Below are 24,182 nucleotides of genomic sequence, written 5' to 3'. Positions count from 1 at the left end.
ATAGTCCTACCCAATTGCGAGACCGAACTATGGCCTAGGCTGCGGTATAGCACGCTGGAGCGTCGGTGCTTCGGTTACAGGCCGGGCCATAAGCCAGCGAAGTCTGCGCGATCCCGCGGGCGGTACCGCAGGCATCATGCCGACGGATAGGTCACGGTAAAAAGGTGACCTTACCCGTCTAGGTCGTGAACCCATAAACGCGTAGGTGGCGGATGGTGAGTGCGATATGATCATCGCACGTTGCGGATGGTCAGGCGGCCGATCGTTGCGTTGGTGGCGGGTGTAGCCGCCGTCGCTCTCTATGGTGCGCTTGGGCCGGCCGGCGCCGGTAAGTTTTAGTACATCGTCCGGGCGCTCATTTGGGGAGGCGTTTGTGCTCGGCGGCGGCAGGATATATCTACACGCCTAGCTTCCGGATCTAGCGAGATACAGAAACCGGACGAGAGTTCTGGTCTGCCTGGGGCGTGTCTTGCGTGCTGGCGCTGCTGGTGAGCTATCTGGCGCTTCGAGCTTCCGTTCCGATCCAAACAGGCGCTGGAAGCCATGCTTCAGCAAGCCGCTCTACCGCGGCGCAACCTGATCGAGGGGTTCTCCTCCAAGTCGAAGCACTTCAGCCGCGTAGCCACCCGCGACGACAAGCTCGCCGTCAACTTCCTCGCTATGGTCCAACTCGCCTCAATGAGGCTCTGGCTGCTAGCTTACGAGCCTACGGCCTAAGACGAGGCGAACTTCTTCCGGGCCGAAGCGGCCGCGATGCGAGAACAACACATCCCCCATCACGACCGCTTCAACCGGCAACCAATATCAGGCTGCGTCGCCCGCCTTCTTCTTCTCGGCATAGACCCGGATCGGTTCCTTGCGGCCTTCCACGACGTCCTTGTCGATCATCACCTCGTCCACGCCGTCCATGCTCGGCAGGTCGAACATCGTATCGAGCAGGATGCTCTCCAGAATGGAGCGGAGGCCGCGAGCACCCGTCTTCCGCTCGATCGCCTTCTTCGACACCGTAGTCAGCGCATCGTCGGTGAAGCCGAGATGCACCTCCTCCATGTCGAACAGCTTCTGATACTGTTTGACCAACGCGTTCTTCGGCTCCGTCAGGATCTTGATGAGAGCCTCGACGTCCAGATCCTCCAGCGTCGCGATTACCGGCAGACGGCCGACGAACTCTGGGATCAGCCCGAACTTCAGCAGATCCTCCGGCTCGGTCTGCCGCAGAACCTCACCCGTCCGCTTCTCTTCGGGCGCCGCGACATAGGCGCCGAAGCCGATCGACTTGCCTTGCAGACGGTCGCCGATGATCTTTTCCAGACCTGAGAACGCGCCGCCGCAGATGAACAGGATGTTCGTTGTGTCGACCTGCAGGAACTCCTGCTGCGGATGCTTGCGGCCGCCCTGTGGCGGCACCGATGCGGTGGTGCCCTCCATCAGCTTGAGCAGCGCCTGCTGCACGCCCTCGCCCGACACGTCGCGGGTGATCGACGGATTCTCCGCCTTGCGGCTGATCTTGTCGATCTCGTCGATGTACACGATGCCGCGCTGCGCCCGCTCGACATTATAGTCGCTCGCCTGGAGCAGCTTCAGGATGATGTTCTCGACATCCTCACCGACATAGCCGGCCTCGGTCAGCGTGGTCGCGTCGGCCATGGTGAACGGCACGTCGAGGATGCGGGCCAGCGTCTGCGCGAGCAGCGTCTTGCCGCAGCCGGTCGGACCGACCAACAGGATGTTCGACTTGGCCAGCTCGACATCCGCGCCCTTGGCGCCGTGGTTCAGCCGCTTGTAATGATTGTGCACCGCCACCGACAGCACGCGCTTGGCCTGCTTCTGGCCGATCACATAGTCGTCCAGGACGTTGCAGATTTCCTGCGGGGTCGGCACGCCGCCGTCCTTCTTGGCCACCAGCGCCGACTTCGTCTCCTCGCGGATGATGTCGTTACACAGCTCCACGCATTCGTCGCAGATGAAGACGGTGGGACCAGCGATCAGCTTGCGCACCTCGTGCTGCGACTTGCCGCAGAAGGAGCAATACAGGGTGCTCTTGGAGTCGCCACCGGACAGTTTCGTCATTCACTCACCTCTTGCGCCGAAGCGCTCATCGGGATGGGGAGTGTAGCGTTCCCACTCCCCGCTTCAATCGAAAGATTCGCCACGCGTCCGGCCCGTGCGTCGGGCTACCGCCAAGCGCCCCTCATATCATTATCGCCGACGCCGGCTTCAAGAAGCGTAAACACCCGGGCCGCTGCGCGCCCTCGATGCGGCTGACGGCGACTAATCCTCCATCATCGCGAGCAAAAGCCGCTCCCGAGTCATCAGGAAGGGAACAGCCGCCGACGCGCGGAGCCTCTCGCGCGTCGACAGGATCACAAATCAGGCCGCGGCAGCCGCCTCGTCGCTCGGCGCCGGACGCTTGTCGAAAACCTCGTCGATCAGGCCGAACTCCTTGGCCTCCTCGGCGCTCATGAACTTGTCGCGGTCCATCGCGCGCTCGATCTCCTCCAGCGGCTTGCCGGTGTACTTGGCGTAGAGCGAGTTGAGGAAGTGGCGCATGCGCAGGATCTCGCGCGCCTGAATCTCGATATCGGACGCCATGCCCTGCGCCCCGCCCGAGGGCTGGTGGATCATGATCCGGCTGTTGGTCAGCGCGACCCGCATGCCCGGTTCACCGGCGGCGAGCAGGAAGCTGCCCATGGACGCGGCCTGACCGACGCAGACAGTGCCGACGCGCGGGCGGATGTACTGCATGGTGTCATGGATCGCCATGCCCGCCGTGACGACACCGCCCGGCGAGTTGATGTACATGAAAATGTCCTTTTTCGGGTTCTCCGATTCTAGGAACAGCAGCTGCGCGGTGATCAGGCTGGCCATGCCATCCTCCACCCCGCCGGTCACGAACACGATCCGCTCCCGCAGCAGGCGGGAAAAGATGTCGAACGAACGCTCGCCGCGGTTCGACTGCTCGATGACGATGGGCACCAGACCGGCATTGGTCGGGCGCAGACCGAGGCCGGCATTCGCCAGGGGTGCCGCAAAGTCGCCGGTCTCGAACGGATTGTGCATGGAAGAACTCTCTTGTGCCCTTTGGATGCGCCTATGTCGCGCCGTCGCGAGAGGACTTCAAGCCCGCCACCCGCGCCATCGGCGAAGAAGGTGGCGGAACCGGTGCGCGTCAGGCGTCACCCGGCGCCGGAAGCTGCAGATAGGCGAGGCGCCGGACCTCTCGCCGCCCGCGAACCACCGTGTCGAGGATCAATCCCGCGAACAGGCACAGCGCCGCCAGGATCACCAGACCCGTTGCCCCGATCGCCGTCGGAAAGCGCGGGACCAGCCCGGTGCGGGCATAGGTCAGGACCAGCGGGATCGCGAGCAGCACCGCCAGCATCGCCAACGCCGCGCCGATGATGCCGAAGAACAGCAGGGGCCGTTCGATCCGGTACAGCGTGGCGATGGTGCGGACGATGCGCCAGCCGTCGCGATAGGTGGACAGTTTCGACGCAGACCCCTCCGGCCGCTCGAAATAAGGCGTCTCCACCTCCCCCACGGGCATGCGCAGCTCCAGCGCGTGAACAGAGATGTCGGTTTCGATCTCGAAGCCTGTGGACAAGGCGGGATAGCTCTTCACGAACCGTCGCGAGAACACGCGGTAACCCGACAGGATGTCGGAAAAGCTGCGGCCGAACAGCCGGGCCAGCATGCCTGTCAGCAGCCGGTTGCCGAACACATGGCCGCGTCGGTAAGCGGCGCTCGCCTGCCCCACCCGCGCACCGACCACCATGTCGAGTTGCTCCGCGATCAGCCGCGACACCATGGCGGGGGCGGAGGCGGCATCGTAGGTCGCATCGCCATCGGCCATGACATAGACGTCGGCATCCACGTCGGCGAACATCCGCCGCACCACCGCGCCCTTGCCCTGGACACGCTCCTGACGAACGATCGCGCCGGCCGCACGGGCGACCTCCACCGTCCGGTCGCGGCTGTTGTTGTCGTACACGTAGATCGCGGCGTCGGGCAGCGCGGAGCGGAACGCTCCCACCGTCTGCGCGATGGCGGCTTCTTCGTTGTAGCAGGGCAGCAGGACGGCAATGCGCGGGGTCATGCTGCGTTCCTTACCGCCGATCCGGGCGATGGCGATGGTCTTTTGCAGCCTGCAGTTCCCGCTCCTTTGACGCGAACCGGAGCGAACGTCACCATGACGCCCGAACAGGGGTGTGGCAGATGCTGGACAATCGAGGGTTGAGACGACTTGGCGGCGCAGTAGTCGCGATGATCGCGATCAACGCGCTGTGGACACCCATTATCCTGGGCACCAGCCGGGTCTTTCCGTCCTTCTACATGGAGCATGTTGCGCCCTTAGCCGGCATGATCGACGACGCCGCCGCGGTGTTCAAGCTCACCACGATGGTGATGTTCGCCCTGTGGCTGTATCAGGCGGGACAGAGGCTGATCGAGGCCGACCTGGATGGGCTGGAATTCAGCCCCGCGTCCCGCATCTGGTGGTTCTTCATCCCCTTCGCCAATCTGGTGAAGCCGTACCAGGGTGTGCGTGAGCTCTACAACGCCAGCCGTGGCCGCGTCCCTTACGACACGAACAGCGTGTTGTTGGGTATGTGGTGGGCATTGTGGCTGGCCAACAGCCTCATGGGAAGCCTGATGAACATCGCCGGGCAACGCGATCATATCGACCTGACCATGCTGGCGATCTCTTCCGCGATCGACATCGCGGTGGCGCTGGCGGCGATCCTGCTGGTCCGGCGGATCACGGCTGGTCAAGCAAGGATCGCGGAGTTCAACCTCGCAGCTATTTTCACGTAAGGCTGGCTAAACAGGGCGCCGTCGGTGGAAATTGGGTGAAGCCGCAGGACGTAGAACCTAAGGGCAAACCGATCGGGCCGCCGAGCAAAGCCTGAACCCGCCTGCATTCATCGGCCGCGAAGCCCGCCCCGGCGAACCGGAGCGGGCTGAACGCGATCAGGCCTCGGTCGGCTTGGCCTTCTTGGCGCGAGGCTTCTTGGCAGCCGCCGGCTCGGCGGCAGCGGCGTCACCTTCCGCAGCGGCGGGCTCGGCCTCGGCCACCTTCTTGGCGCGCGGCTTCTTGACCGGAGCGGGCTCCGCCTCGGCGCCGGCATTGTCGTCCTTGGCGACGGGCTTGGCAGCCTTCTTCGCCTTGGCCGGCTTTGCCTCCGCCTCAGGGGCGGCGGTGTCGGTGGCCGCATCGTTCACTTCGGTCGCGGTCGCCGCTGCGTCGGTCGCCGCATTGCCGTGATCGTGGTCGGCGTGATCGTGATCATGTCCATGATGGTCATGGTCATGGTCATGGTCATGGTCATGATCGTGGTTATGGACGTGAGTGCCCGTGGCAAAACCGTCCTCGCTCTCGATCGCGGCTTCAAGCTCCTCACGCGTAGTCTCGCGGTCGGTGATCTCCGCCTTGTCGAACAGGAAGTCGACGACCTTGTCCTCATACAAGGGCGCGCGGAGCTGGGCTGCCGCCATCGGCTCCTGCTGGATGTACTGGACGAAGCGTTGGCGATCCTCGGGACCGTATTGCTGCGACGCCTGCGCGATCAGGCGGTTCATCTCCTGCGCCGTCACCTCGACGCCGTTCGCCTGGCCGATCTCCGACAGCAGCAGGCCCAGGCGCACCCGCCGCTCGGCGATCTTGCGGTAATCCTCGCGGTCGGACTCCATGTCGGCGCGTGCCTTCTCCGGGTCGGCCTCATGGCCCGCCTCATGCTCCAGCTGCGCCCAGATCTGGCCGAATTCCGCCTCAACCATCGACGGCGGCACTTCGAAGTCGTGACCCTCGGCCAGCTGGTCGAGCAGCTTGCGCTTCATATAGGTCCGCGTCAGGCCATTATGCTCCTGCTCGATCTGCCCCTTCAGCAGCCCCTTGAGCTGTTCAAGGCTTTCCAGACCGAGGTTCTTGGCCAGCTCGTCGTCGATCTGGCTCTCGCCGGCGGTCTTGACCGACTTGATCGTCAGGTCGAACGTCGCCGGCCTTCCGGCCAGTTCCTTGGCCTGATAATCCTCGGGGAAAGTGACGGAGATCTGCTTCTCGTCGCCCGCCTTCACGCCGACCAGCTGGTCCTCGAAACCGGGGATCAGGCGACCGGAGCCGATCTCGACGGCCATGTCGGTGCCGGTGCCGCCGTCGAACGCCACGTCGCCGGTCTTCCCGACGAAATCCATGGTGACCAGATCGCCGGTTTCGGCCGCCTTGTCCTCGGCGTCGTCCCAGCGCTTGGACTGATCGGCGAACTTCTTCAGCTGCTCGTCCAGCGCCTCGTCCGCGACGGGCACGGTCAGCCGCTCCAGCTTCAGCGAATCGATCGCGGGCGCCGGCACTTGGGGCAGGACCTCCAGCGCGACCTTCACCTCGGCATCCTTGCCGCGCTCATAGCCTTCGCCCAGCTCGACCGACGGCTGCATCGCGGGGCGGAGGCCGTTCTGGCCGATCAGATCCTGCACGCCTTGCTGGATCGCGCTGTTCAGCGCGTCCTGCGCCAGCGCCTCGCCATGCATCTTGCGGACGAGGTTGGCCGGCACCTTGCCGGGGCGGAAACCGGGCATGCGGACCTGCGGCGCGACGCGCTTCACTTCCGCCTCGACCTTGGCGTCGATATCCGCGGCGGTGATGGTCAGCGTGTAGGCGCGCTTCAGCCCCTCATTCAACGTCTCGACAGTCTGCATGATCGGCCTTTGATCTGGAGAAATCTTTGTGGTCGAGTCCGCCTTGCGCCGGGCGGACACTGGTGCGGGCGAAGGGACTCGAACCCCCACATCTTGCGATACTGGAACCTAAATCCAGCGCGTCTACCAGTTCCGCCACGCCCGCACGATGGACCCGTCGTTTGGGTTTCCCGCGCGGTTGCGCCGTGCAGGGTTCCCTTGGGCGCGCGTGTATACCAGTCCGACGCGCGGGGGCAAGCGCGCAAGGCAACCCGGCTGCACGCGGCGCGTTGAGCGACCGAAGGAGAAGACATCATGGCTACCCAGCCTCCCGCCGAAAGCCCCATCCCCTCGTCGCAGCCTGTGGCGCCCGACGCCCCGCCCCCGGAAGTGACGCCGATCGGCCCCGACATCGACCAGCCCTCCCCCGGCACGTCGCCCAGCGATCCGGGCACCAGCCAGCCGGCGGAGATCTGACACCATGGCGACCAACGATCCCAACGCACCTGATCGCGAAGACGAGCGTCCCGACATTCAGCAGGCTGTCGAGGCGCGTTCCGACGCCGTAGCGCGCGGCGAAGGCGGCGAAGAGCCCGCCCGCTTCACCGACACAGGTGAATTCGACGGCAACAGCGGCACGGGTGGCGAGGTCAAGAATCAGGACCTTACCCAGCAGTGATACAATAGGGGGAGCGTGGCCGACCGGCCCGCTCGCCCGCCTCTTATGCGCCTGCCCTGATCCGGCGCGCCGTGACGATCCTTACCGCCGACACAGGCACCTCCCCCTTGAAGGCCCCGCGCAAGGTCGCCGTCGGTGAGACTGGCGCATCCATGATGGCCGTCACGACATCCATTCCCTCAACCACATGGCCGAACGCGGCATAGCCGAGATTGTCGCCCGGCTTTGTCGGGTCCGCATCGAAGCCGGGCTGATCACCGACCGCGATGGTGAACTCGCCGCGCGCAGTGCCGGGCGCGAGGCGCGCGGTCGAGACCGTGCCGCTGACATGCTTCAAGCCGGTCGCGGTCGTGGGCTCATGCTTGATGGGTGGCAGCGACCGTTTCGGGTCGCCGTTCGCGCCGAACTGGACGAAGCCGAAGTTGGTCTGGACCTTCACGTCCCTGTAAAAGGTCAGGCCATCGAGCCGCTTCTGGTCGACATAGCGCAGGAAATTTCCGGCGCTGATCGGTGCATGAACCGTGTCCGCCTCGATAACGATCCGCCCCGCGCTGGTGTCGAGAGCCACACGCGGCAACGGCGAAGGAGGCGGTACCGGCGTCACAGCAGGTTGCGGCGGCACAGCCGGCTGCGGCGCGTCCTGCTGAGCGACCACCGGCGATGCGACGACACCACATGCCAGCATGACTGCCCACATCTTGGTCATGGTGATTCTCTCCTTGGCTGGCCTGTGACCGTCTGCGCCGACCGCGCGCGAACGTGCCGTGAGGACAACGGCGACGGACTCGCCGATGCCAGATCATCGCACCCTCAAGGACCATCATCAAAGGTCCCCACCTGTAAAGACGATGATCCGAAACCGTTCGGCCGCGGTCTCCTGACCTTCTTACATCGTTCGGGCGCACAACCCCACAACGACCATTGGCCCCGCTCCGATCAGCCCAGCGCCTTCTTCAGCAGGTCGTTGACCACCGCCGGGTTCGCCTTGCCGCCCATCGCCTTCATCGTCTGGCCTACGAAGAAGCCGAACAGCGCCTGCTTGCCGCCGCGATACTGGTCCAGCTGGCCGGGGTTCTTAGCCAGCACATCGGCGATCACCGCCTCGATCGCGCCGGTGTCGCTGGTCTGCTTCAGCCCGCGCTCCTCGACGATGGCGGCGGGGCTCTGGCCGGTGTCCAGCATCACCTCGAACACCTGCTTGGCGAGACTGCCCGACAGGGTTCCGTCGGCCACCAGCGACAGCAGTTCCGCCGCCTGAGCCGGCGCAACGGGGCTATCCTCGATCCCCTTGCCCATGCGGTTGAGTGCCCCGAACAGTTCGGACGACACCCAGTTCGCCGCCTGCGCCGGCGCCGCACCTGCTTCGAGCAACGCGTCGAACCAGCGCGCCGTCTCCACCTCGGCGGTCAGAACGCCGGCATTGTACGGGGTGATGCCCATGCCCTCGTACCGCGCGCGCTTCGCATCGGGCAATTCGGGCAGGCTGGCCCGGCAATCCTCCAGGAATGCCTCGTCCAATTCGAGCGGCAGCAGGTCGGGATCGGGAAAGTAGCGATAATCGTGCGCATCCTCCTTGGACCGCATCGAGCGGGTCACGCCCTTGTCCGGATCGAACAAGCGGGTTTCCTGCACAACCCGGCCACCGCCCTCGATCACGTCGACCTGACGATTGGCCTCATGCTCGATCGCCGCCATCACGAAGCGCACGGAATTGACGTTCTTGGTCTCCGTCCGCGTGCCGAGTTCCTCGCCGGCGCGACGCACGCTGACGTTGACGTCGGCACGCATCGACCCTTCCTCCATGTTGCCGTCGCACGACCCGACATAACGGAGAATGGCGCGCAACTTGCGTAGGTAAGCCCCTGCTTCGGCAGGAGAAGCCATGTCCGGCCGCGACACGATTTCCATCAGAGCGACGCCGGACCGGTTCAGGTCGACATAGGAGCGTGTCGGATGCTGGTCGTGCATCAGCTTGCCCGCGTCTTGTTCGACATGGATGCGCTCCACCCCGATCCGCTTGGTCGCATCGGGGTTCTTCTCGTCCGGGCTGATGTCCAGATGCCCCTCGCCCACCAACGGGTGGTAGAGCTGGCTGATCTGATATCCCTGCGGCAGGTCGGCGTAGAAATAGTTCTTGCGATCGAAGCGCGACCAGCGGTTGATCGCGGCGTCGATCGCCATGCCGGTACGCACCGCCTGGCGGATGCATTCGCGGTTCGGCACCGGCAGCATGCCGGGCATCGCGGCGTCGACCAGCGAAACCTGCGTGTTCGGCTCCGCCCCGAACGCGGTCGCCGCGCCGGAGAACAGCTTCGCCTCGCTGGTGACCTGCGCGTGGACTTCCAGGCCGATCACGACCTCCCACTCGCCCGTCGCGCCCTGGATGCGATATTCGCTCATGTCCGTTTCCGATGATGAAGATAGGTGATCGCGGTCAGCAGGACATTGCTGCCGACCAGCGCGACGATCCAGCACCCGGCCAGAACGCGAAGAATGATGACCTCGAACCCCAGGATCGCGCCTTCATGATGCGCCGCGGTAGCGCCCCCGGCCGCCAGCACGGCGAAGATCAGCCCCAGCCGATACTCGCCGCGCAGGATCGCGCTGTTCGCGACGCACAGGCCCAGGATGAACACCGCCACCGCGATGAAGAACCGCGCCAGGGCATGATGATCGAACGGCCGGTTGTCGATCTCCGCCAGCGAGTTGCCCACATAGGCGCTGAGGATCGCGCCGAACGCGATGTTGAGCGCGTTCTGCGCCTCGCGCAGCACCTGGACGTTGCGCGTGCGGAAGCGGCCGTCCCCTACCACCACGCCTCCGGCCGGGCGGTGAAGCCGGCGCGCTCCTCGATGGCCAGACCGGCATCCAGCACGCCCTGCTCGTCCAGCGCGCGACCGATGATCTGCAGCCCGAGCGGCAGCCCCTGCGCGTCCAGCCCGCCCGGCACGCTCATCGCCGGCAGCCCGGCGAGCGACGACGGCACGGTGAACACGTCGTTGAGGTACATGGCGATCGGGTCCGCCGACTTCTCTCCCAACGCGAACGCCGCGGAGGGCGCGGTTGGGGCGAGCAGCAGGTCGCACGCCTCCCACGCCCGGTCGAAGTCGCGCGCGATCAGCGCGCGGACCTTCTGCGCCTGCGTGTAATAGGCGTCGTAGAAGCCGGCCGACAGCACATAGGTGCCGATCATGATCCGCCGCTTCACCTCGTCGCCGAAACCGTCCGCCCGCGTCGCGGCATACATGTCCTGAAGGTTCGCACCATCCGGCAGGTCGCGCAGGCCGTACCGGACGCCGTCATAGCGGGCGAGGTTGGACGACGCCTCCGCCGGCGCAATGATGTAATAGGCCGGCAGCGCATATTTGGTGTGCGGCAGCGACACTTCGACGATCTCCGCCCCGGCGTCGCGCAGCCAGTCGACACCTTGCTGCCACAACGCCTCAATTTCCTGCGGCATGCCGTCGACCCGATATTCCTTGGGAATACCGACCCGCTTCCCCTTCAGATCGCTGGAAAGTTCGCGATCCCAGGCCGGCACATCCAAGTCGAGGGACGTCGCATCCTTCGGGTCGAAGCCGGCCATCGCGCCCAGCATGATCGCACAATCGGTCACGTCGCGCGCCATCGGCCCTGCCTGATCCAGGCTGGACGCGAAGGCGATCGTGCCCCAGCGCGAACACCGGCCATATGTCGGCTTGATGCCGCTGATCCCGGTGAACGCCGCCGGCTGGCGGATCGAGCCGCCCGTGTCGGTTCCTGTCGCGCCGGGGCACAGCCGCGCGGCCACGGCCGAAGACGACCCGCCCGACGAGCCGCCGGGCGCGAGCGGCGCATGGCCGCCGTCGTTCCGGCGCCAGGGCGAGATCACGTTGCCGAAGAAGCTGGTCTCGTTCGACGAGCCCATCGCGAACTGGTCCATGTTGAGCTTCCCCAACATGCCTGCGCCCGCATTCCACAGGTTCTGCGACACGGTGGATTCGTACGGCGGCACGAACCCCTCGAGGATGTGGCTGGACGCAGTGGTCGCGACATCCTTGGTGCAGAACAGGTCCTTCATGCCGATCGGCACACCGGCCAGCGGCCCGAGCGTTTTGCCAGCGGCGCGCGCGGCGTCGGCGGCATCGGCGGCGGCCAGCGCATGCTCCGGCGTTTCCACAAGAAACGCGTTTAACGCCTTAGCCGCGCTGACTTTCTCGTTGAAGGCGGTAGCCACGTCGCGGGCGGAAAAGGTGCCGTCACGCACGCCGTCGCGGATCGCGGCGATGCCCAGGTCGGTCAGTTCGGTCATTCGGGTGTTCCCGCAGCAGCGGGAGCAGATGGTCCCGAATGGCTCTTGTCCTGAATCCCCGCTTGCGCGGGAATGATCGCATAATGCCGGTACGTCATTATTCGATCACCTTCGGCACGGCGAAGAAGCCATGCTCCCCCTGCGGGGCGTTCGTCATCAGCGCGTCGCGGATGCCACCGCCGGTCAGCGGATCGGCGTTCACCACGTCGTCGCGCAGGCGAAGATGGTTGGGGATCACGGCGGTCATCGGCTCGACCCCGCTGGTGTCGACCTCACCCAGTTGCTCAATCCAGCCAAGGATGTTGCCGAGTTCGGGCGCCAGCCGGCCCGCCTCGTCATCGGTGATCGCGATGCGCGCCAGGCTCGCGATCCGCTTCACGGTGTTGGTGTCTACGGACATGGAGATGCGGCTAGCCCGTGCCCGCGCGCCACGCAACCCGGCCGCGCCATCCGGCAGCGCAAGCCGATTGCCTCACGCGGTCGCATGCGGCACGAAGCGCGGCGATGGCCCGCAAATTCCTTTACGTGATCGCCGCCCTGCTGGTCCTGGTGATTGCAGCGGCGATAGCATACCGCCTGTACGGAAATCAGCTGATCCGCCTGTCGCTGGTCCCGCGCGAAGCATTCCGTAACGAGGCGGCGTTGGCCGCGGGACGGTACAAGGACCCGGCGATGTGGCTGGCGCGGCCGGGCCTGCCGAACGACCCCAGCCGCTGGACCCCGGCGGGCGAAGCGCCGGCGACGAAGCCCCAAGCCGCCGTGTTCTTCATACACCCGACGTCCTATATCGGCCGGGATCATTGGAACGCCGTGCTGGACGACGCGGAGACCAACGCGCGGGCCGCGATCTTCCTGCGGGGCCAGGCCAGCGCCTTCAACGCGGTGGGTGAGGTCTGGGCGCCGCGTTATCGTCAGGCGACGTTCGGCGCCTTCCTGACCAGCGCGGCCGACGCGAACCGCGCTCTGGCGCTCGCTTACCGCGACGTGGCGGCGGCGTTCGACGATTTCATCGCGGAGGTCGACCCGAAGCGGCCGATCATCCTGGCCGGACACAGCCAGGGCGCCCTGCACCTCACCCGACTGTTGCGGGAGAAGGTCGCGGGCACGCCGCTCGCGAACCGGGTAGTCGCGGCGTACGTGGTCGGCTGGCCCGTGTCGCGCACCACGGATCTGGCCGCGCTCGGATTGCCCGAATGCGGCGCGGCCGATCAGGCCCGGTGCCTGCTGTCCTGGGAAACCTTTGCGGAGCCCGCCGACCCGTCGCTGATCCTCGACACGTTCGATGCCACCACCGGGTTCGATGGACGCCCGCGCAAGAACACGCCGATGGTGTGCACCAACCCGCTGACCGGCACGCCGGACGCCGCCGCCCCGGCCGGCGCGAACCTGGGCACGCTGTTCCCCGACAAGGACCTGACCACCGCGACGCTGCGGCCCGGACAGGTGGCGGCGCGTTGCGGCGATCGGGGCCTGCTGCTGATCGGCGACGGGCCGGACGTCGGACCCTATGTGCTGCCGGGCAACAATTATCACGTGTACGACTACAGCCTGTTCTGGGCCAATGTCCGCGCCGATGCAGGCCGCCGGCTGAAGGCTTGGGAGGCGCTGCGGTGATCACGCTCGACCGAGCGGCGTTCCGGACCGCACTGCCGGATGGCGGTCGGCTGCTCGGGCTGGACGTCGGCACCAAGACGATCGGGACCGCGCTGTGCGACGCGGGCTGGAGTTTCGCCAGCCCTGCCCTGCTGGTGAAGCGTACGAAGTTCACCGCCGACAAGGCGCGGCTGGCGGAGATGATCGCGGCGCAGCACGTCGTCGGGGTGGTGATCGGCCTGCCGCTCAACCTGGATGGCAGCGAAAGCCCCCGATCGCAGTCGACCCGCGCCTTTGCCCGCAATGCCGCCGACCTGGGCCCGATCCTGTTGTGGGACGAGCGCTGGTCCACGGTCGCCGCCGAACGCGCGCTGATCGCGCAGGACATGAGCCGGGCGAAGCGCGCCGAGCGGATCGACAATCATGCCGCCGCCGTGATCCTGCAGGGCGCGATCGACGCGCTGGTGTCCGCCTGACGCTGGACGGGGGGCCGCCACGCCGTTACCCGGCGATTTCGATGCAACGATCGGATCACCGCCCGTCCACCCTTATCGAGGGTGGCGCCGTCTTCCCGCACCGGCACCTGACCGGGATCGAGGGACTTCAACCACACGAGATCAGCTTTCTGCTCGACGAGGCGGAACATTGGGTGGAGGCGAACCGCACCCATGCCGCGCCCGACAAGCGCATGGCCGGGCTGACGCAGATCAACGCGTTTTTCGAGAATTCGACCCGCACGCTGCTCAGCTTCGAGATCGCGGGAAAGCGGCTGGGCGCCGACGTGGTCAATATGCATGCCGCGCAGTCGAGCGTGAAGAAGGGCGAAACGCTGATCGATACCGCCCAGACGCTGAACGCGATGCGAGCCGACGTGCTGGTCATCCGGCACATGAGTTCGGGCGCGGTGCAGCTGATCGCGGACAAGGTCGCCTGCCCTGTGCTGAACGCCGGTGACGGCTGGCACGAGCATCCGACGCAGGCGCTGCTCGACGCGCTGACCATAAGGCGGCGGCGCGGGTCGGTCGCGGGGCAGCGGGTGGTGATCTGCGGCGACGTGCTGCACAGCCGGGTCGCGCGGTCCAACATCCTGGCGCTGACCGCCTTGGCCGCGGATGTGCGGGTTTGCGCGCCGTCCACGCTGATGCCGCCGGCGATCGAGCGGATGTTCGTCACCCCCTTCACCGATTTCGACCAGGCGATAGAGGGCGCGGACGTGGTGATGATGCTGCGCGTCCAGAACGAGCGGATGGACGGCGGCTACATCCCCTCCAGCCGCGAATATCGCATGCGTTACGGCTTGACCGCGGAACGGCTGGCGCGCGTGCCGAATGCACTGGTGATGCATCCGGGACCGATGAACCGGGGCGTGGAGATCGACTCGGTGGTGGCCGACGGGACGCAATCCGCGATCACCGAACAGGTGGAGATGGGCGTGGCGGTGCGGATGGCATGCATGGACGTGCTGACCCGGCGCGCGCGTGGCGTGGAGGGCTGGGCATGAGCCGGATCGCCTTCATCAACGCCCGGCTGGTCTGCCCGACCGCCGGCGTGTCGCATGGCACGCTGATGGTCGAGGACGGTGTGATCCGCGCATCCGGTGCGGTTGAGGTGCCGGGCGATGCGGTGCAGGTCGACTGCGGGGGCCGGCTGCTTGCACCCGCTCTGGTCGATCTGGGCGTGTTCGCAATCGATCGCGCGGCGTTTCGTGCCGGCGGTATCGCGCGCGTGGCGCTGATGCCGGACACGACCCCGGTGCTGGACGAGCCCGGCATCGTCCAGCGTTCGGCGCTTATCGGCAAGCCGGACCTGTGGATCCATCCCATCTCCGCCGCCACGAGAGGGTTGGCGGGTAAGGAACTGGCGGAAATGGCGATCTGCCGATCCGCCGGTGCGCGCGCGGTCGGCACCGGACGCGGCTGGATCGCCGATTCGTCGGTCATGCGGCGGGTCCTGCTTTACGCGCGCGATCTGGATTGCGCGGTGATCGCGCATGCGGAGGACGGTGGCCTGGCACGCGGCGCCGTCGCGACGTCGGGGGAAACGGCGACCCGGCTCGGCCTGCCCGCGGCACCGGCCTTGGCGGAGGCGCTGGCGGTGGCGCGCGACCTGATGCTGGCGGAGGAAACGGGCGCGCGGCTTCACCTGCGACAGGTGACGACGGCGGCGGCGTTCGACCTGATCCGTGCGGCCAAGCAACGCGGCGTTCGCGTCACCTGCGGCATCACGCCCGCGCACCTGCACCTGTCGGACATCGCGACCAGCGGCTTTCGCACCTTCGCCCATCTGTCGCCGCCACTGCGGGACGAGGCGGACCGTCAGGCCGCGCTAGCGGCGGTGCGGGACGGCACGATCGACGTGATCGCATCGGGTCACGATCCGCATGGTGCGGAGTCGAAGCGGCTGCCCTTCACCGACTCGTCGGCGGGCATGGCCGGGGCGGAGACGCTGTTGGCGCTGTCGCTGGGGCTTGTCCGGGATGAGGTGATCGGGCTGGACCGGCTCTGGTCGCTGCTCGCCGCGAATCCTGCCCGGGTGCTGGGTGTGGACGCGGGAACGCTGGAGTCGGGCATGGCCGCCGATCTGGTCCTGGCGGATGCGGACGCGCCGTGGCGAATCGGCACCGACACGCTGGTCGCGCGCGCCGGCAACACGCCGTTCGACGGCATGCCCGTTCAGGGGCGCGTGCTGCGTCTGTGGAAGGGTGGCCGGGAAATCGGCTGAGCTGTGCCCGCGCGGCCGGCTTAACCGCGCGAGGCGAGTTGGGTCTCTGTCGGCCGCGCCCATTGCGCGACGCGGTCGCCGGCGTTGCCGCGTACGAAGCACACGCCACCGCTTGCCCGATACCGGCGGCACAGCTCGTCCGCGTCGGCACGGTCGAAGCCGCCGACGGACAGGCGATAGAACTGGTCGCCTCGCGCGCGGAACGTCATGGCGCTGGGGCCATGCTGTGCCAGCACGGGCAGGCGCCGGGTCGCGCGGGCCCAGGCGTCGCGGGCGACATCGGCCGATCCGAACGCCCCGATCTGCACCACCCAGGCGCCACCCGTGGTCGCTGCCGGCCGTCGCTCCGCGCCCCGCACCGGCGCGGCGGCAAGGGCGACCTTCGTCGGACCGGCGTCGGACCGGATCAGAGCGGGGGCCAGCGATTGCACGACCTCGCGGCGGGGGCCGAATGCGACACCGGCGACCTCCACGGGCCGCGCGGCGGCGGCCGGCGTGACCGTCGCGACGGGCTGAGGCGGTATGGCCGTCACTGCCGTATCGGCAGCGGCGACCGCCACGGCTGGCGAGACCACGGCGTTCAGCGCCAGCGCAACCGGCTGGCCCGCGTCGCCAATGGCGTGCACGCCCAACAGGCTGGCGACCTGATCCGACGCGTTGCTCGGCTGCGCAAAGGCGGCCCATTGCTCGATACGCTGATCGACCTCGGCCGGGGCCATGTCGGCCGACGCGACCACGCGCGCCGCCGCCCATTGGCCTGCCAGTGCCAGCGCCAGCGCCAGGTTCTGCCGGGCCTTGGGCGATGTCTGCGGCGATCGCACCACATCGGTCAGGATGGTCACGCCGCCGGCAGGGTCACCCGCCAGCGCCAGCGCCAGGCCACGATCGCTCGCGGGCACCGTCGCCTGATTTGCCGTCAGAGTCGCACGCGCGGCAGCCCAGTCGCCCGTCGCGATCTGCGCCAGCGCCAGGTTCAGCGCGACGCGGCCGTTGGCCGGATCAAGCGCCAGCGCGTCCGTCAGCGCGGTGCGAGCGGACACGAAGCGTCCCGCCTCCAGATAGCTCTGGCCGAGCAGCAGGCGATATCCCGCATTGCGCGGCACCAGCGCGACAGCGCTCTCGGCCAGCGGCACCGCCGCCGCTCCGTCATGCCGGGCCAGCGCACGGGTCGCACGCGTCGCATTGTCCGCCGCTGCACGGGCATCGACCGTTGCCGAACGGGTGTTGGCAGAGGCGATGCCGCCCCTCCCCCCTTCGGCGGTGCAGCCGACCACCGATCCGCCCATCACCAGTGCGGACAGGCCACCGACCAGAAGCATGCGGGTCTTCATTGCCAGTTCTTCCTTCCTATCGACCGGCTTTGCGCGCCGGTGGCAATTGCGCCACGAGCAGCTCCACTTCCGGCAGGGTCTTGAGCAGCCCGTCGACCGCGTGCGTGACCAGTTGCTGCGCCGACTTGCCCGCCAGCGCGCTGGCCAGGCGAAGGCGAAGGTGACGCTCGCCATCCAGGCGCAGGGTGAAGGCCGCCTTTCCGGTCTTCTTCGTCTGCTGCGCCGACTCGCGCGCAAGGCGGGCGGCGGTGGCGACCGACACGTTGCGGTCCACGCGGGGCTCTTCAGGTTGGGGCTCTTCGGGTTGCGGCTCCTCGGCCGCCGGCGTCACGACGCCACCCAGCACCTCGCCCAACGCCTCGCGCTGGGTCAGCACGGCGGGCATCGGCACGGGTACGTCGGCGTTCTCGGCTGTGACAGGTGCGGGCGCAGGTGCGGGCGCGATGTGGACGTCGGGCACGGCTGCCCCCTCCCCGCTGCCCATGTCGTTCCAGCCCAGATCCTCCAACCCGCCGCCCACGCCGGCAAGAGAAGCATAACCCTGCGGCCGCATCGCGGGCCGCGCCTGTCCCTTGCGCGCGAGCAGCCCCGACGACAGGGAGGCGCGCGGTTTCGACGCGCCGAACATCAGCCCACCACCCGCCGGCCGAAACCGGCCGCCGACGCGCGCTGTCCGAAGCCTGCGCCGCTGGAGGGAACACTGAACACCGTGCGACGGAAATTCTTTTCCAGCCGATCCGAGATATAGGTCCAGAGCGCCGCGACCTCCGCCGCCGACTTGCCGTTCGGATCGACCTCCATCACCGTGCGCCCGTCGATCATCGACGCGGCGAAATCGACGCGGTGGTGCAGCGTGATCGGCGCCACCGTGCCGTGCTGCGACAGCGCCACCGCCGCTTCGGACGTGATCCGCGCCTTGGGCGTCGCGGCGTTGACCACGAAGATCAGTGGCTTGCCCGCCCGCTCGCAAAGGTCCACCGTCGCGCCCACCGCGCGCAGGTCGTGCGGCGAGGGCCGGGTGGGCACCACGACCAGTTCCGCCACCTGGATTACGCTCTGGATCGCCATGGTGATCGCAGGAGGCGTATCGATCATCGCCAGCTTGAACCCCTGCTGACGCAACACCTCCAGATCGGCGGCGAGGCGCGCGACCGTAGTCTGGGCGAAGGCAGGGAACTCCGCCTCGCGCTCGTTCCACCAGTCGGCCAGGCTGCCCTGCGGATCGATGTCGATCAGCACCACCGGCCCCTGCCCGGCCAATTGCGCCTGCACGGCCAAATGCCCGGACAAGGTCGTCTTGCCCGAACCGCCCTTTTGCGACGCCATTGCGAGAACGCGCATAAGCCCCCTGATCCCGTTAATCACGAAGGCGGATGGCACGCCGGGCGATAAGAAGCCGTTAACGCGCCGCCCGCCTGTCTCGCGGCGGGTCCGCATCGGCGGCGCTGGCCCGCACTCTTTGCCGGGCGCGCGTTTTGCGGCATGATCCGGCGCGACAGGCGGCGGGGCCGGGCAGATCGGGGTGTGGCATGAAGGCGGGATTGATGATGTCGGCACTGACCGGCGTGCTGCTGACGCTGGCAACGGCGGCCGGTGCCGACGTCAAGGCGGGCTGGGACGCCTGGCAACGCGGCGACTATCGTGCCGCGGTCGAGGAATGGCGCGCGCCCGCCGTCGCCGGCGATGCGGACGCCCAGTTCAATCTGGGCCAGGCGTACAAGCTGGGTCGCGGCGTCCCCGTCGATCCGGCCCTGGCGGAAAGCTGGTTCCGCAAGGCCGCGCTTCAGAAGCATCCGCTGGCCGAGGACAATTACGGGCTGGCGCTGTACCAATCGGGTCGCAAGACCGACGCCGTGCCGTGGCTGGAAAAGTCGATCGCCCGTGGTGAGCCGCGCGCGGAACTGGTGCTGGGTACGATGCTGTTCAACGGCGACGGCGTCGCGCGCGACGTGCCCCGTGCTTACGCCCTGATGACGCTGGCGTCGCAGTCCGGGCTGAAGTCGGCATCGGAGACGCTGGCGCAGATGGACGGCTATGTCTCGCCGGCGGACCGACAGAAGGGTACGGCGCTCGTCACCTCCATCGCCGCGCAGCAGCAACCGGCGAAGGTCGCGCCGGACGGCCGCATGCTGGTCGATGCCACACCCGCGCGCCCCTCGACCCCTTCACCGGCACCGGCACCGGCAAAGGCGAGCACGCCTCCCGCCCCAACGCCGAGCCGCACGGCGACACCCACCGTCCAACCGACAAAGGTGGCTGCGGTGAAAGCGGAGTCGACAGCGCCTGCCAAGGCAAAGCCCGTGACCAAGCCAACACCGGCCAAGGAACAGAAGCCCGCCGCCAAGCCCGAACGCCCCGGTCGCTACCGCGTCCAGCTCGGCGCGTTCCGGGACGAGGGTAATGCCCGCGCCTTGTGGGCGCGGGTAGGCAAGCGGATCGGCGGCAGCCCGTCCTATGCCAAGAGCGGCGGCCTGACCCGGCTGGTCGGCGGCGCCTTTGCGAGCGAGGCGGATGCGCAGCGCGCCTGTCGCTCCGCCGGCGTCACCTGCGTGGTGGTTCGCTAGGTCTCGCTCCGCGCCGTGACTGGGTGCGAGGTCACCGCATCCAGTCGTGGCGCGCTATGCCTTGCGCGTAGAGTAGCGCGGACAGGTCGCCATGATCGATGCGAGCGGCCGCCGCCGCCGCGACGATCGGTTTGGCGTGGTAAGCGACGCCCAGTCCGGCATGGCGGATCATGGCCAGGTCGTTGGCCCCGTCGCCCACCGCCAGGCTCTGTTCGGCCGCTATGCCCCGTTCGACCAGCGCGTCGAGCAGGGTCGACTCTTTCGTGTCGGAATCGACGGTCGGCTTCCGGACCTGACCGGTCAGCGCGCCGTCCGCGATCTCCAGCACGTTGGCGATGGCGCGGTCGAAGCCGATCTCCGCCGCCACCGGTTCGGCGAAGCGGGTGAAGCCACCCGACACCAGGATCGTCGCCGCGCCCCGCGCGCGCATCGTCCGCACCAGTTCTCGCGCGCCTGGCATTATGCGCACCCGCTCCGCTAGGCAGCGGTCGATCGCACCCGCGTCCAACCCCTTCAGCAAGGCGACGCGCGCGTCCAACGCGCCGCCGAAATCCAGTTCCCCGCGCATCGCCCGCTCGGTGATTGCGGCGATCTGGGGCTTAAGCCCGGCAAAATCGGCCAGTTCGTCGATGCATTCCACCGTGATCATGGTGGAGTCCATGTCGGCAATGAGCAGACGCTTCTCGCGCGTCGCCGCGGGCTGCACCACCACATCGGTCCGGGCTATCGCGCCTTCCAGCGCCAGCCGGGCAGCCTCGGGGGCAGAGGCGAAGCGCAGATCGCATGCGACGCCCGCCTCTATCCATTCCGTGCCGGACGGGCCGCAACCTGCCTGTGCCAGCCGATCGGTGGCATCAGAAATGTCACCCTCCGCCAGCCGATCCGCTGCTATCAGCGTCGCGATGAACATGGCCGCCCCTTTTCCCTGCCTTGTCGCGGACGCCGCATGAACGGCCCGCTGCCTCGGGTCGCGCTCATCGCAGGGCCGACCGCCAGCGGCAAGTCGGCGCTGGCGTTGATGGTGGCCGAACGGTTCGGCGGCACGATCATCAACGCCGATTCCGCCCAGGTGTACCGCGACCTGCGCATCCTGACCGCGCGCCCTTCGGACGAGGAGGAGGCGCGCGTCCCTCACCGGCTGTTCGGCCATGTCGACGGTGCCGAGCCCGGCTATTCCGCCGCGCGCTGGGCCGAGGAGGCACGCGGAGCGATCGCCGCGACCTTGAGCGAGGGGCGTTTGCCGATCCTGGTCGGCGGCACCGGCATGTACCTGCGCACCCTGCTCGACGGCATCGCTCCGGTGCCGGAGATCGATCCTACGGTCCGCGCTTCGGTGCGCGCCATGCCCGTCTACGCCGCATACGCAGCGTTGCGGAGAGAGGATCCAGACGCAGCAGCGCGCCTGGCCCCCGCCGACAGCCAGCGGATCGCCCGCGCTTTGGAGGTGGTGCGCTCCTCCGGGCGCCCCTTGGCCGCATGGCAGGCGGAGCGTGTTGGGGGGATCGGCGACACGATCGACCTGAGAGCAACCGTGCTGCTGCCGCCACGCGAGTGGCTGATCGCGCGTATCGACAGCCGGTTCGCGGACATGGCGGACGCAGGCAGTGAAGAGGTGGCTACCCTGCTCGCGCGCGACGACATCCCTGTCGATGCCCCGATCCGCCGCGCGATCGGGGTGCCCGAGGTTGCGAACTGGGTGCGCAGCGTCTGGTCGCGCGATGAGGCCGTGGCGGCTGGCGCGCTCGCCACCCGTCGGTACGCGAAACGCCAATATACTTGGCTGAGGCATCAAACGCCGGCGACATGGCTGCGACTGACAGACATCGCCGGCGAGGAGCGTGCGAGCCACCTAGAAACATTATTGCGTTAGTTTGGCTTGACGTATCATTTTCGTGCGAGTAGCCGGGCGCCGCGGTTCAGGTGCCGCTTTGAATGGAGAACATGATCATGGCGGGTCCCGAAACCGCTACGCACGGAGCCGAAATGGGCGGCGCAGAGATTCTGGTGCAGGCCCTGATCGATCTGGGCGTGGAGGTCGTGTTCGGATATCCCGGCGGCGCGGTGCTGCCGATCTATGACGCGCTGTTCCGCCACAATGCGGAGGCCGGCGAAGGTGCCCCGCGCATCCGCCACATCCTGGTTCGCCACGAACAGGCCGCTACCCACGCGGCGGAGGGCTATGCCCGCTCCACCGGCAGGCCCGGCGTGGTGCTGGTCACATCCGGCCCCGGCGCGACCAACGCGGTGACGGGCATCACCGACGCGCTGCTCGATTCCATCCCGATGGTGGTCATAACCGGCCAGGTTCCGACCGGCCTGATCGGCACCGATGCCTTTCAGGAGGCGGACACCGTTGGCATCACGCGCCACTGTTCCAAGCACAATTATCTGGTCAAGGACCCCGCCCGGCTCGCGGAGGTGGTGCATGAGGCGTTCCACATCGCCACGTCGGGTCGTCCTGGCCCGGTGGTGATCGACGTACCGAAGGACGTGCAGGTCGCGACCGCCCGCTACGCACTGCCCGGCCCGATCAGCCACCCGACCTATCGTCCGCAGATCGAGCCCGATCCGGCGCTGATCGAACAGGTCGTGGACATGCTGGCGGCGGCGGAGCGCCCCGTCTTCTACACCGGCGGCGGCATCATCAATGCGGGGCCGGCCGCGTCGGCTGCCTTGCGCGAGCTTGTGGCGCTGACCGGCGCGCCCGTCACCTCGACGCTGATGGGGCTGGGCGCCCTGCCCGCCTCGTCGCCGCACTGGCTCGGCATGCTCGGCATGCACGGCACCTATGAGGCGAACCACGCCATGAACCGCGCCGATCTGGTGATCGCGGTGGGCGCGCGGTTCGACGACCGCGTGACGGGCCGGCTCGACGCGTTCAGCCCGCACAGCCGCAAGGTGCACGTCGACATCGACCGGTCCTCGATCAACAAGACGGTGCGGATCGACTTGGCGGTCGTCGCCGATGCAGGCCGCGCGCTGGAGGCGATGGTCGAGATCTGGAACCGGCGCGGCCATCCCCGCCCCGACCTGTCCGACTGGGACGCGCAGATCGAGGGCTGGCGCGCCAAGCGCTGCCTCGACTTCCCGGAGGACAGCGAGACGGAGATCATGCCACAGCGCGCGATCCGGGCGCTGCACGCCGCGACCCGCGATCGTCAGCCGATCATCACGACCGAGGTTGGCCAGCATCAGATGTGGGCCGCGCAGCACATCGGTTTCGAGGAGCCGAACAAGTGGCTGACCTCCGGCGGGCTCGGCACGATGGGCTATGGCCTGCCCGCCGCGATTGGTGCGCAGCTGGGTGATCCCGATGCGCTGGTGATCGACGTCGCCGGTGAAGCATCGATCCAGATGAACATCCAGGAACTGGCGACAGCGACTCAATACCGGCTGCCGGTCAAGATCTTCATCCTCAACAACGAATATATGGGCATGGTACGGCAGTGGCAGGAGCTGACCTACCAGTCGCGCTACGCCGAGAGCTATTCGGACAGCCTGCCCGACTTCGTTGCCTTGGCAGAAGCCTATGGCTGGAAGGGCATCCGCATCGAGACGCTGGGCGAGCTGGACGACGGCATCCGCGCGATGATCGATCATCCGGGTCCCGTGATGGTCGACTGCCGCGTGTCGAAGCTTGCCAATTGCCTGCCCATGATCCCCAGCGGCGCGGCGCACACGGACATGATCCTGTGGGCCAACGAAGTGTCCGGGGAAATGGACGACGAGGCGCGCGCGCTGGTCTGATCGCGATCACGGCATAGCAAGAACAAGGGAGCCCCCGGCCGGCGTCGGGGTGAAGGCACAGTGCACATCAAGCAGGAAGCGGCCGAGCGGCATACGCTGGCGGTGATCGTCGACAACCAGCCGGGCATCCTCGCCCGGATCGCGGGGCTGTTTACCGCGCGCGGCTACAACATCGAGAGCCTGACCGTGTCGGAGATCACGGAGGACAAGGCGGTCAGCCGCCTGACCATCGTCACCAGCGCGTCGCCGCCGGTGATGGAACAGATCATCGCCCAGCTGGAACGGCTGGTGCCGGTGCACAAGGTCACCGACCTGACCGTGCAGGGCGCGCATGTCGAACGCGAACTGGCGCTGGTCAAGGTCGCGGGAACCGGCGACCACCGCATCGAGGCGCTTCGCCTGGCGGAGGTGTACCGTGCCCGCGTCGTCGACGCGACCACCGCCTCCTTCGTGTTCGAGGTGACGGGCGGCCGCGAAAAGATCGACAGCTTCGTCGAGTTGATGGCGGAGGTCGGGCTGGTCGAGGTGGCGCGTACCGGCATCGTCGCCATCGGCAGAGGCGCGGCCCGAACTTTTCATGCTTCCGC

General features: G+C 67.5%; 23 protein-coding genes, 1 tRNA gene and 2 pseudogenes. 12 read left to right on the top strand and 14 right to left on the bottom strand.

Going from position 1 to position 24,182, the window contains the following annotated elements:
* Nucleotides 1–526: 526 nt before the first annotated feature.
* Nucleotides 527–717: pseudogene (locus BMX37_RS00635) on the top strand (IS5/IS1182 family transposase); the annotation flags it as partial.
* Nucleotides 718–804: 87 nt separating this feature from the next.
* On the opposite strand, the gene clpX reads toward BMX37_RS00635, so the two are convergent.
* From clpX to BMX37_RS00620, 3 genes are all read right to left on the bottom strand, one after another.
* A complete protein-coding gene (gene clpX / locus BMX37_RS00630) occupies nt 805–2,070 on the bottom strand; it encodes an ATP-dependent Clp protease ATP-binding subunit ClpX (RefSeq protein WP_093663563.1) in 1,266 nt (421 codons plus the stop codon).
* A gap of 300 nt (nt 2,071–2,370) precedes the next feature.
* Nucleotides 2,371–3,060 carry an ATP-dependent Clp endopeptidase proteolytic subunit ClpP gene (gene clpP, locus BMX37_RS00625; RefSeq protein ID WP_093663562.1) on the bottom strand — a complete coding sequence of 230 codons (690 nt, stop codon included), beginning with the start codon at nt 3,058–3,060 and terminating at the stop codon, nt 2,371–2,373.
* A gap of 109 nt (nt 3,061–3,169) precedes the next feature.
* Complete coding sequence (locus tag BMX37_RS00620; protein ID WP_093663561.1) at nt 3,170–4,096, bottom strand: glycosyltransferase family 2 protein; 927 nt, start codon at nt 4,094–4,096, stop codon at nt 3,170–3,172.
* Between the two features lie 119 nt (nt 4,097–4,215).
* Between BMX37_RS00620 and BMX37_RS00615 the strand changes: the two genes are divergently transcribed.
* On the top strand, nt 4,216–4,812 hold the full coding sequence (locus BMX37_RS00615; RefSeq protein ID WP_093663560.1) for a DUF4328 domain-containing protein: 597 nt from the start codon (nt 4,216–4,218) through the stop codon (nt 4,810–4,812).
* A gap of 156 nt (nt 4,813–4,968) precedes the next feature.
* On the opposite strand, the gene tig is transcribed toward BMX37_RS00615, so the two are convergent.
* Nucleotides 4,969–6,690 carry a trigger factor gene (tig, locus tag BMX37_RS00610; RefSeq protein ID WP_093663559.1) on the bottom strand — a complete coding sequence of 574 codons (1,722 nt, stop codon included), beginning with the start codon at nt 6,688–6,690 and terminating at the stop codon, nt 4,969–4,971.
* A 60-nt stretch (nt 6,691–6,750) separates the two neighbouring features.
* Nucleotides 6,751–6,835, bottom strand: a tRNA-Leu gene (locus BMX37_RS00605).
* A gap of 149 nt (nt 6,836–6,984) precedes the next feature.
* Here BMX37_RS00605 and BMX37_RS18610 point away from each other — a divergent pair.
* On the top strand, nt 6,985–7,146 hold the full coding sequence (locus BMX37_RS18610; RefSeq protein WP_170841780.1) for a hypothetical protein: 162 nt from the start codon (nt 6,985–6,987) through the stop codon (nt 7,144–7,146).
* Between the two features lie 4 nt (nt 7,147–7,150).
* A complete protein-coding gene (locus BMX37_RS00600; protein WP_093663558.1) occupies nt 7,151–7,348 on the top strand; it encodes a hypothetical protein in 198 nt (65 codons plus the stop codon).
* Nucleotides 7,349–7,391: 43 nt separating this feature from the next.
* Here the strand turns inward: BMX37_RS00600 and BMX37_RS00595 are convergent, their stop codons facing one another.
* The 5 genes from BMX37_RS00595 to gatC form a co-directional block, all read right to left on the bottom strand.
* Nucleotides 7,392–8,054: a peptidylprolyl isomerase gene (locus tag BMX37_RS00595; RefSeq protein ID WP_093663557.1), complete on the bottom strand. Its 663-nt coding sequence runs from the start codon at nt 8,052–8,054 to the stop codon at nt 7,392–7,394.
* 230 nt (nt 8,055–8,284) lie between these two features.
* Entirely contained in the window at nt 8,285–9,748 is a 1,464-nt protein-coding gene (gene gatB / locus BMX37_RS00590) for an Asp-tRNA(Asn)/Glu-tRNA(Gln) amidotransferase subunit GatB (RefSeq protein ID WP_093663556.1), read from the bottom strand.
* Nucleotides 9,745–10,164: a hypothetical protein gene (locus BMX37_RS00585; protein ID WP_093663555.1), complete on the bottom strand. Its 420-nt coding sequence runs from the start codon at nt 10,162–10,164 to the stop codon at nt 9,745–9,747. The genes gatB and BMX37_RS00585 overlap by 4 nt, the downstream gene beginning before the upstream one ends.
* On the bottom strand, nt 10,155–11,639 hold the full coding sequence (gene gatA / locus BMX37_RS00580) for an Asp-tRNA(Asn)/Glu-tRNA(Gln) amidotransferase subunit GatA (protein WP_093663554.1): 1,485 nt from the start codon (nt 11,637–11,639) through the stop codon (nt 10,155–10,157). Before gatA ends, BMX37_RS00585 begins: the two co-directional genes overlap by 10 nt.
* Nucleotides 11,640–11,736: 97 nt before the next feature.
* The gene (gene gatC, locus BMX37_RS00575) at nt 11,737–12,039 is read right to left on the bottom strand and encodes an Asp-tRNA(Asn)/Glu-tRNA(Gln) amidotransferase subunit GatC (RefSeq protein ID WP_093663553.1); all 303 of its coding nucleotides are present in this window, start codon (nt 12,037–12,039) and stop codon (nt 11,737–11,739) included.
* Between the two features lie 104 nt (nt 12,040–12,143).
* Between gatC and BMX37_RS00570 the strand changes: the two genes are divergently transcribed.
* The 4 genes from BMX37_RS00570 to BMX37_RS00555 are packed head-to-tail and all read left to right on the top strand — an operon-like array spanning nt 12,144 to nt 15,953.
* On the top strand, nt 12,144–13,253 hold the full coding sequence (locus BMX37_RS00570) for a DUF3089 domain-containing protein (protein WP_093663552.1): 1,110 nt from the start codon (nt 12,144–12,146) through the stop codon (nt 13,251–13,253).
* Nucleotides 13,250–13,708, top strand: a complete 459-nt coding sequence (gene ruvX / locus BMX37_RS00565; RefSeq protein WP_093663551.1) for a Holliday junction resolvase RuvX — start codon at nt 13,250–13,252, stop codon at nt 13,706–13,708. Before BMX37_RS00570 ends, ruvX begins: the two co-directional genes overlap by 4 nt.
* Nucleotides 13,709–13,749: 41 nt before the next feature.
* Nucleotides 13,750–14,733 carry an aspartate carbamoyltransferase catalytic subunit gene (locus tag BMX37_RS00560; RefSeq protein ID WP_093663550.1) on the top strand — a complete coding sequence of 328 codons (984 nt, stop codon included), beginning with the start codon at nt 13,750–13,752 and terminating at the stop codon, nt 14,731–14,733.
* On the top strand, nt 14,730–15,953 hold the full coding sequence (locus BMX37_RS00555; RefSeq protein WP_093664191.1) for a dihydroorotase: 1,224 nt from the start codon (nt 14,730–14,732) through the stop codon (nt 15,951–15,953). Before BMX37_RS00560 ends, BMX37_RS00555 begins: the two co-directional genes overlap by 4 nt.
* Before the next feature lie 20 nt (nt 15,954–15,973).
* Here the strand turns inward: BMX37_RS00555 and BMX37_RS00550 are convergent, their stop codons facing one another.
* The 3 genes from BMX37_RS00550 to BMX37_RS00540 are packed head-to-tail and all read right to left on the bottom strand — an operon-like array spanning nt 15,974 to nt 18,625.
* Nucleotides 15,974–17,284, bottom strand: a complete 1,311-nt coding sequence (locus BMX37_RS00550) for an SPOR domain-containing protein (protein WP_093663549.1) — start codon at nt 17,282–17,284, stop codon at nt 15,974–15,976.
* Nucleotides 17,285–17,300: 16 nt separating this feature from the next.
* Nucleotides 17,301–17,912 (bottom strand): hypothetical protein, encoded by a 612-nt coding sequence (locus BMX37_RS00545; RefSeq protein WP_093663548.1) that lies wholly within the window; start codon nt 17,910–17,912, stop codon nt 17,301–17,303.
* A complete protein-coding gene (locus BMX37_RS00540) occupies nt 17,912–18,625 on the bottom strand; it encodes a ParA family protein (RefSeq protein WP_093663547.1) in 714 nt (237 codons plus the stop codon). Before BMX37_RS00540 ends, BMX37_RS00545 begins: the two co-directional genes overlap by 1 nt.
* A gap of 203 nt (nt 18,626–18,828) precedes the next feature.
* On the opposite strand from BMX37_RS00540, the gene BMX37_RS00535 reads away from it, so the two are divergent.
* Complete coding sequence (locus BMX37_RS00535; protein WP_244501319.1) at nt 18,829–19,848, top strand: SPOR domain-containing protein; 1,020 nt, start codon at nt 18,829–18,831, stop codon at nt 19,846–19,848.
* 31 nt (nt 19,849–19,879) lie between these two features.
* On the opposite strand, the gene serB is transcribed toward BMX37_RS00535, so the two are convergent.
* A complete protein-coding gene (gene serB / locus BMX37_RS00530; RefSeq protein ID WP_093663545.1) occupies nt 19,880–20,758 on the bottom strand; it encodes a phosphoserine phosphatase SerB in 879 nt (292 codons plus the stop codon).
* A 36-nt stretch (nt 20,759–20,794) separates the two neighbouring features.
* Here serB and miaA point away from each other — a divergent pair, with 36 nt between their 5' ends.
* The 3 genes and pseudogenes from miaA to ilvN all read left to right on the top strand — a co-directional run.
* Nucleotides 20,795–21,718 (top strand): tRNA (adenosine(37)-N6)-dimethylallyltransferase MiaA, encoded by a 924-nt coding sequence (gene miaA, locus BMX37_RS00525; RefSeq protein WP_093663544.1) that lies wholly within the window; start codon nt 20,795–20,797, stop codon nt 21,716–21,718.
* 77 nt (nt 21,719–21,795) lie between these two features.
* A complete protein-coding gene (ilvB, locus tag BMX37_RS00520; protein WP_425288419.1) occupies nt 21,796–23,595 on the top strand; it encodes a biosynthetic-type acetolactate synthase large subunit in 1,800 nt (599 codons plus the stop codon).
* A gap of 60 nt (nt 23,596–23,655) precedes the next feature.
* A pseudogene (gene ilvN, locus BMX37_RS00515) lies at nt 23,656–24,156 on the top strand (acetolactate synthase small subunit); the annotation flags it as partial.
* Between the last annotated feature and the right edge of the window lie 26 nt (nt 24,157–24,182).

Origin of the sequence: Sphingomonas gellani (assembly GCF_900110035.1) — a bacterium.
Lineage (GTDB): Bacteria > Pseudomonadota > Alphaproteobacteria > Sphingomonadales > Sphingomonadaceae > Sphingomonas > Sphingomonas gellani.
This window is presented reverse-complemented; position numbering and strand designations above follow the sequence as displayed.

Coding starts and splice junctions, on each gene's coding strand:
- clpX (WP_093663563.1), bottom strand. CDS start 2,070: ATGACGAAACTGTCCGGTGGCGACTCCAAGAGCACCCTGTATTGCTCC.
- clpP (WP_093663562.1), bottom strand. CDS start 3,060: ATGCACAATCCGTTCGAGACCGGCGACTTTGCGGCACCCCTGGCGAAT.
- BMX37_RS00620 (WP_093663561.1), bottom strand. CDS start 4,096: ATGACCCCGCGCATTGCCGTCCTGCTGCCCTGCTACAACGAAGAAGCC.
- BMX37_RS00615 (WP_093663560.1), top strand. CDS start 4,216: ATGCTGGACAATCGAGGGTTGAGACGACTTGGCGGCGCAGTAGTCGCG.
- tig (WP_093663559.1), bottom strand. CDS start 6,690: ATGCAGACTGTCGAGACGTTGAATGAGGGGCTGAAGCGCGCCTACACG.
- BMX37_RS18610 (WP_170841780.1), top strand. CDS start 6,985: ATGGCTACCCAGCCTCCCGCCGAAAGCCCCATCCCCTCGTCGCAGCCT.
- BMX37_RS00600 (WP_093663558.1), top strand. CDS start 7,151: ATGGCGACCAACGATCCCAACGCACCTGATCGCGAAGACGAGCGTCCC.
- BMX37_RS00595 (WP_093663557.1), bottom strand. CDS start 8,054: ATGACCAAGATGTGGGCAGTCATGCTGGCATGTGGTGTCGTCGCATCG.
- gatB (WP_093663556.1), bottom strand. CDS start 9,748: ATGAGCGAATATCGCATCCAGGGCGCGACGGGCGAGTGGGAGGTCGTG.
- gatA (WP_093663554.1), bottom strand. CDS start 11,639: ATGACCGAACTGACCGACCTGGGCATCGCCGCGATCCGCGACGGCGTG.
- gatC (WP_093663553.1), bottom strand. CDS start 12,039: ATGTCCGTAGACACCAACACCGTGAAGCGGATCGCGAGCCTGGCGCGC.
- BMX37_RS00570 (WP_093663552.1), top strand. CDS start 12,144: ATGGCCCGCAAATTCCTTTACGTGATCGCCGCCCTGCTGGTCCTGGTG.
- BMX37_RS00560 (WP_093663550.1), top strand. CDS start 13,750: ATGCAACGATCGGATCACCGCCCGTCCACCCTTATCGAGGGTGGCGCC.
- BMX37_RS00555 (WP_093664191.1), top strand. CDS start 14,730: ATGAGCCGGATCGCCTTCATCAACGCCCGGCTGGTCTGCCCGACCGCC.
- BMX37_RS00550 (WP_093663549.1), bottom strand. CDS start 17,284: ATGAAGACCCGCATGCTTCTGGTCGGTGGCCTGTCCGCACTGGTGATG.
- BMX37_RS00545 (WP_093663548.1), bottom strand. CDS start 17,912: ATGTTCGGCGCGTCGAAACCGCGCGCCTCCCTGTCGTCGGGGCTGCTC.
- BMX37_RS00540 (WP_093663547.1), bottom strand. CDS start 18,625: ATGCGCGTTCTCGCAATGGCGTCGCAAAAGGGCGGTTCGGGCAAGACG.
- BMX37_RS00535 (WP_244501319.1), top strand. CDS start 18,829: ATGATGTCGGCACTGACCGGCGTGCTGCTGACGCTGGCAACGGCGGCC.
- serB (WP_093663545.1), bottom strand. CDS start 20,758: ATGTTCATCGCGACGCTGATAGCAGCGGATCGGCTGGCGGAGGGTGAC.
- miaA (WP_093663544.1), top strand. CDS start 20,795: ATGAACGGCCCGCTGCCTCGGGTCGCGCTCATCGCAGGGCCGACCGCC.
- ilvB (WP_425288419.1), top strand. CDS start 21,796: ATGGCGGGTCCCGAAACCGCTACGCACGGAGCCGAAATGGGCGGCGCA.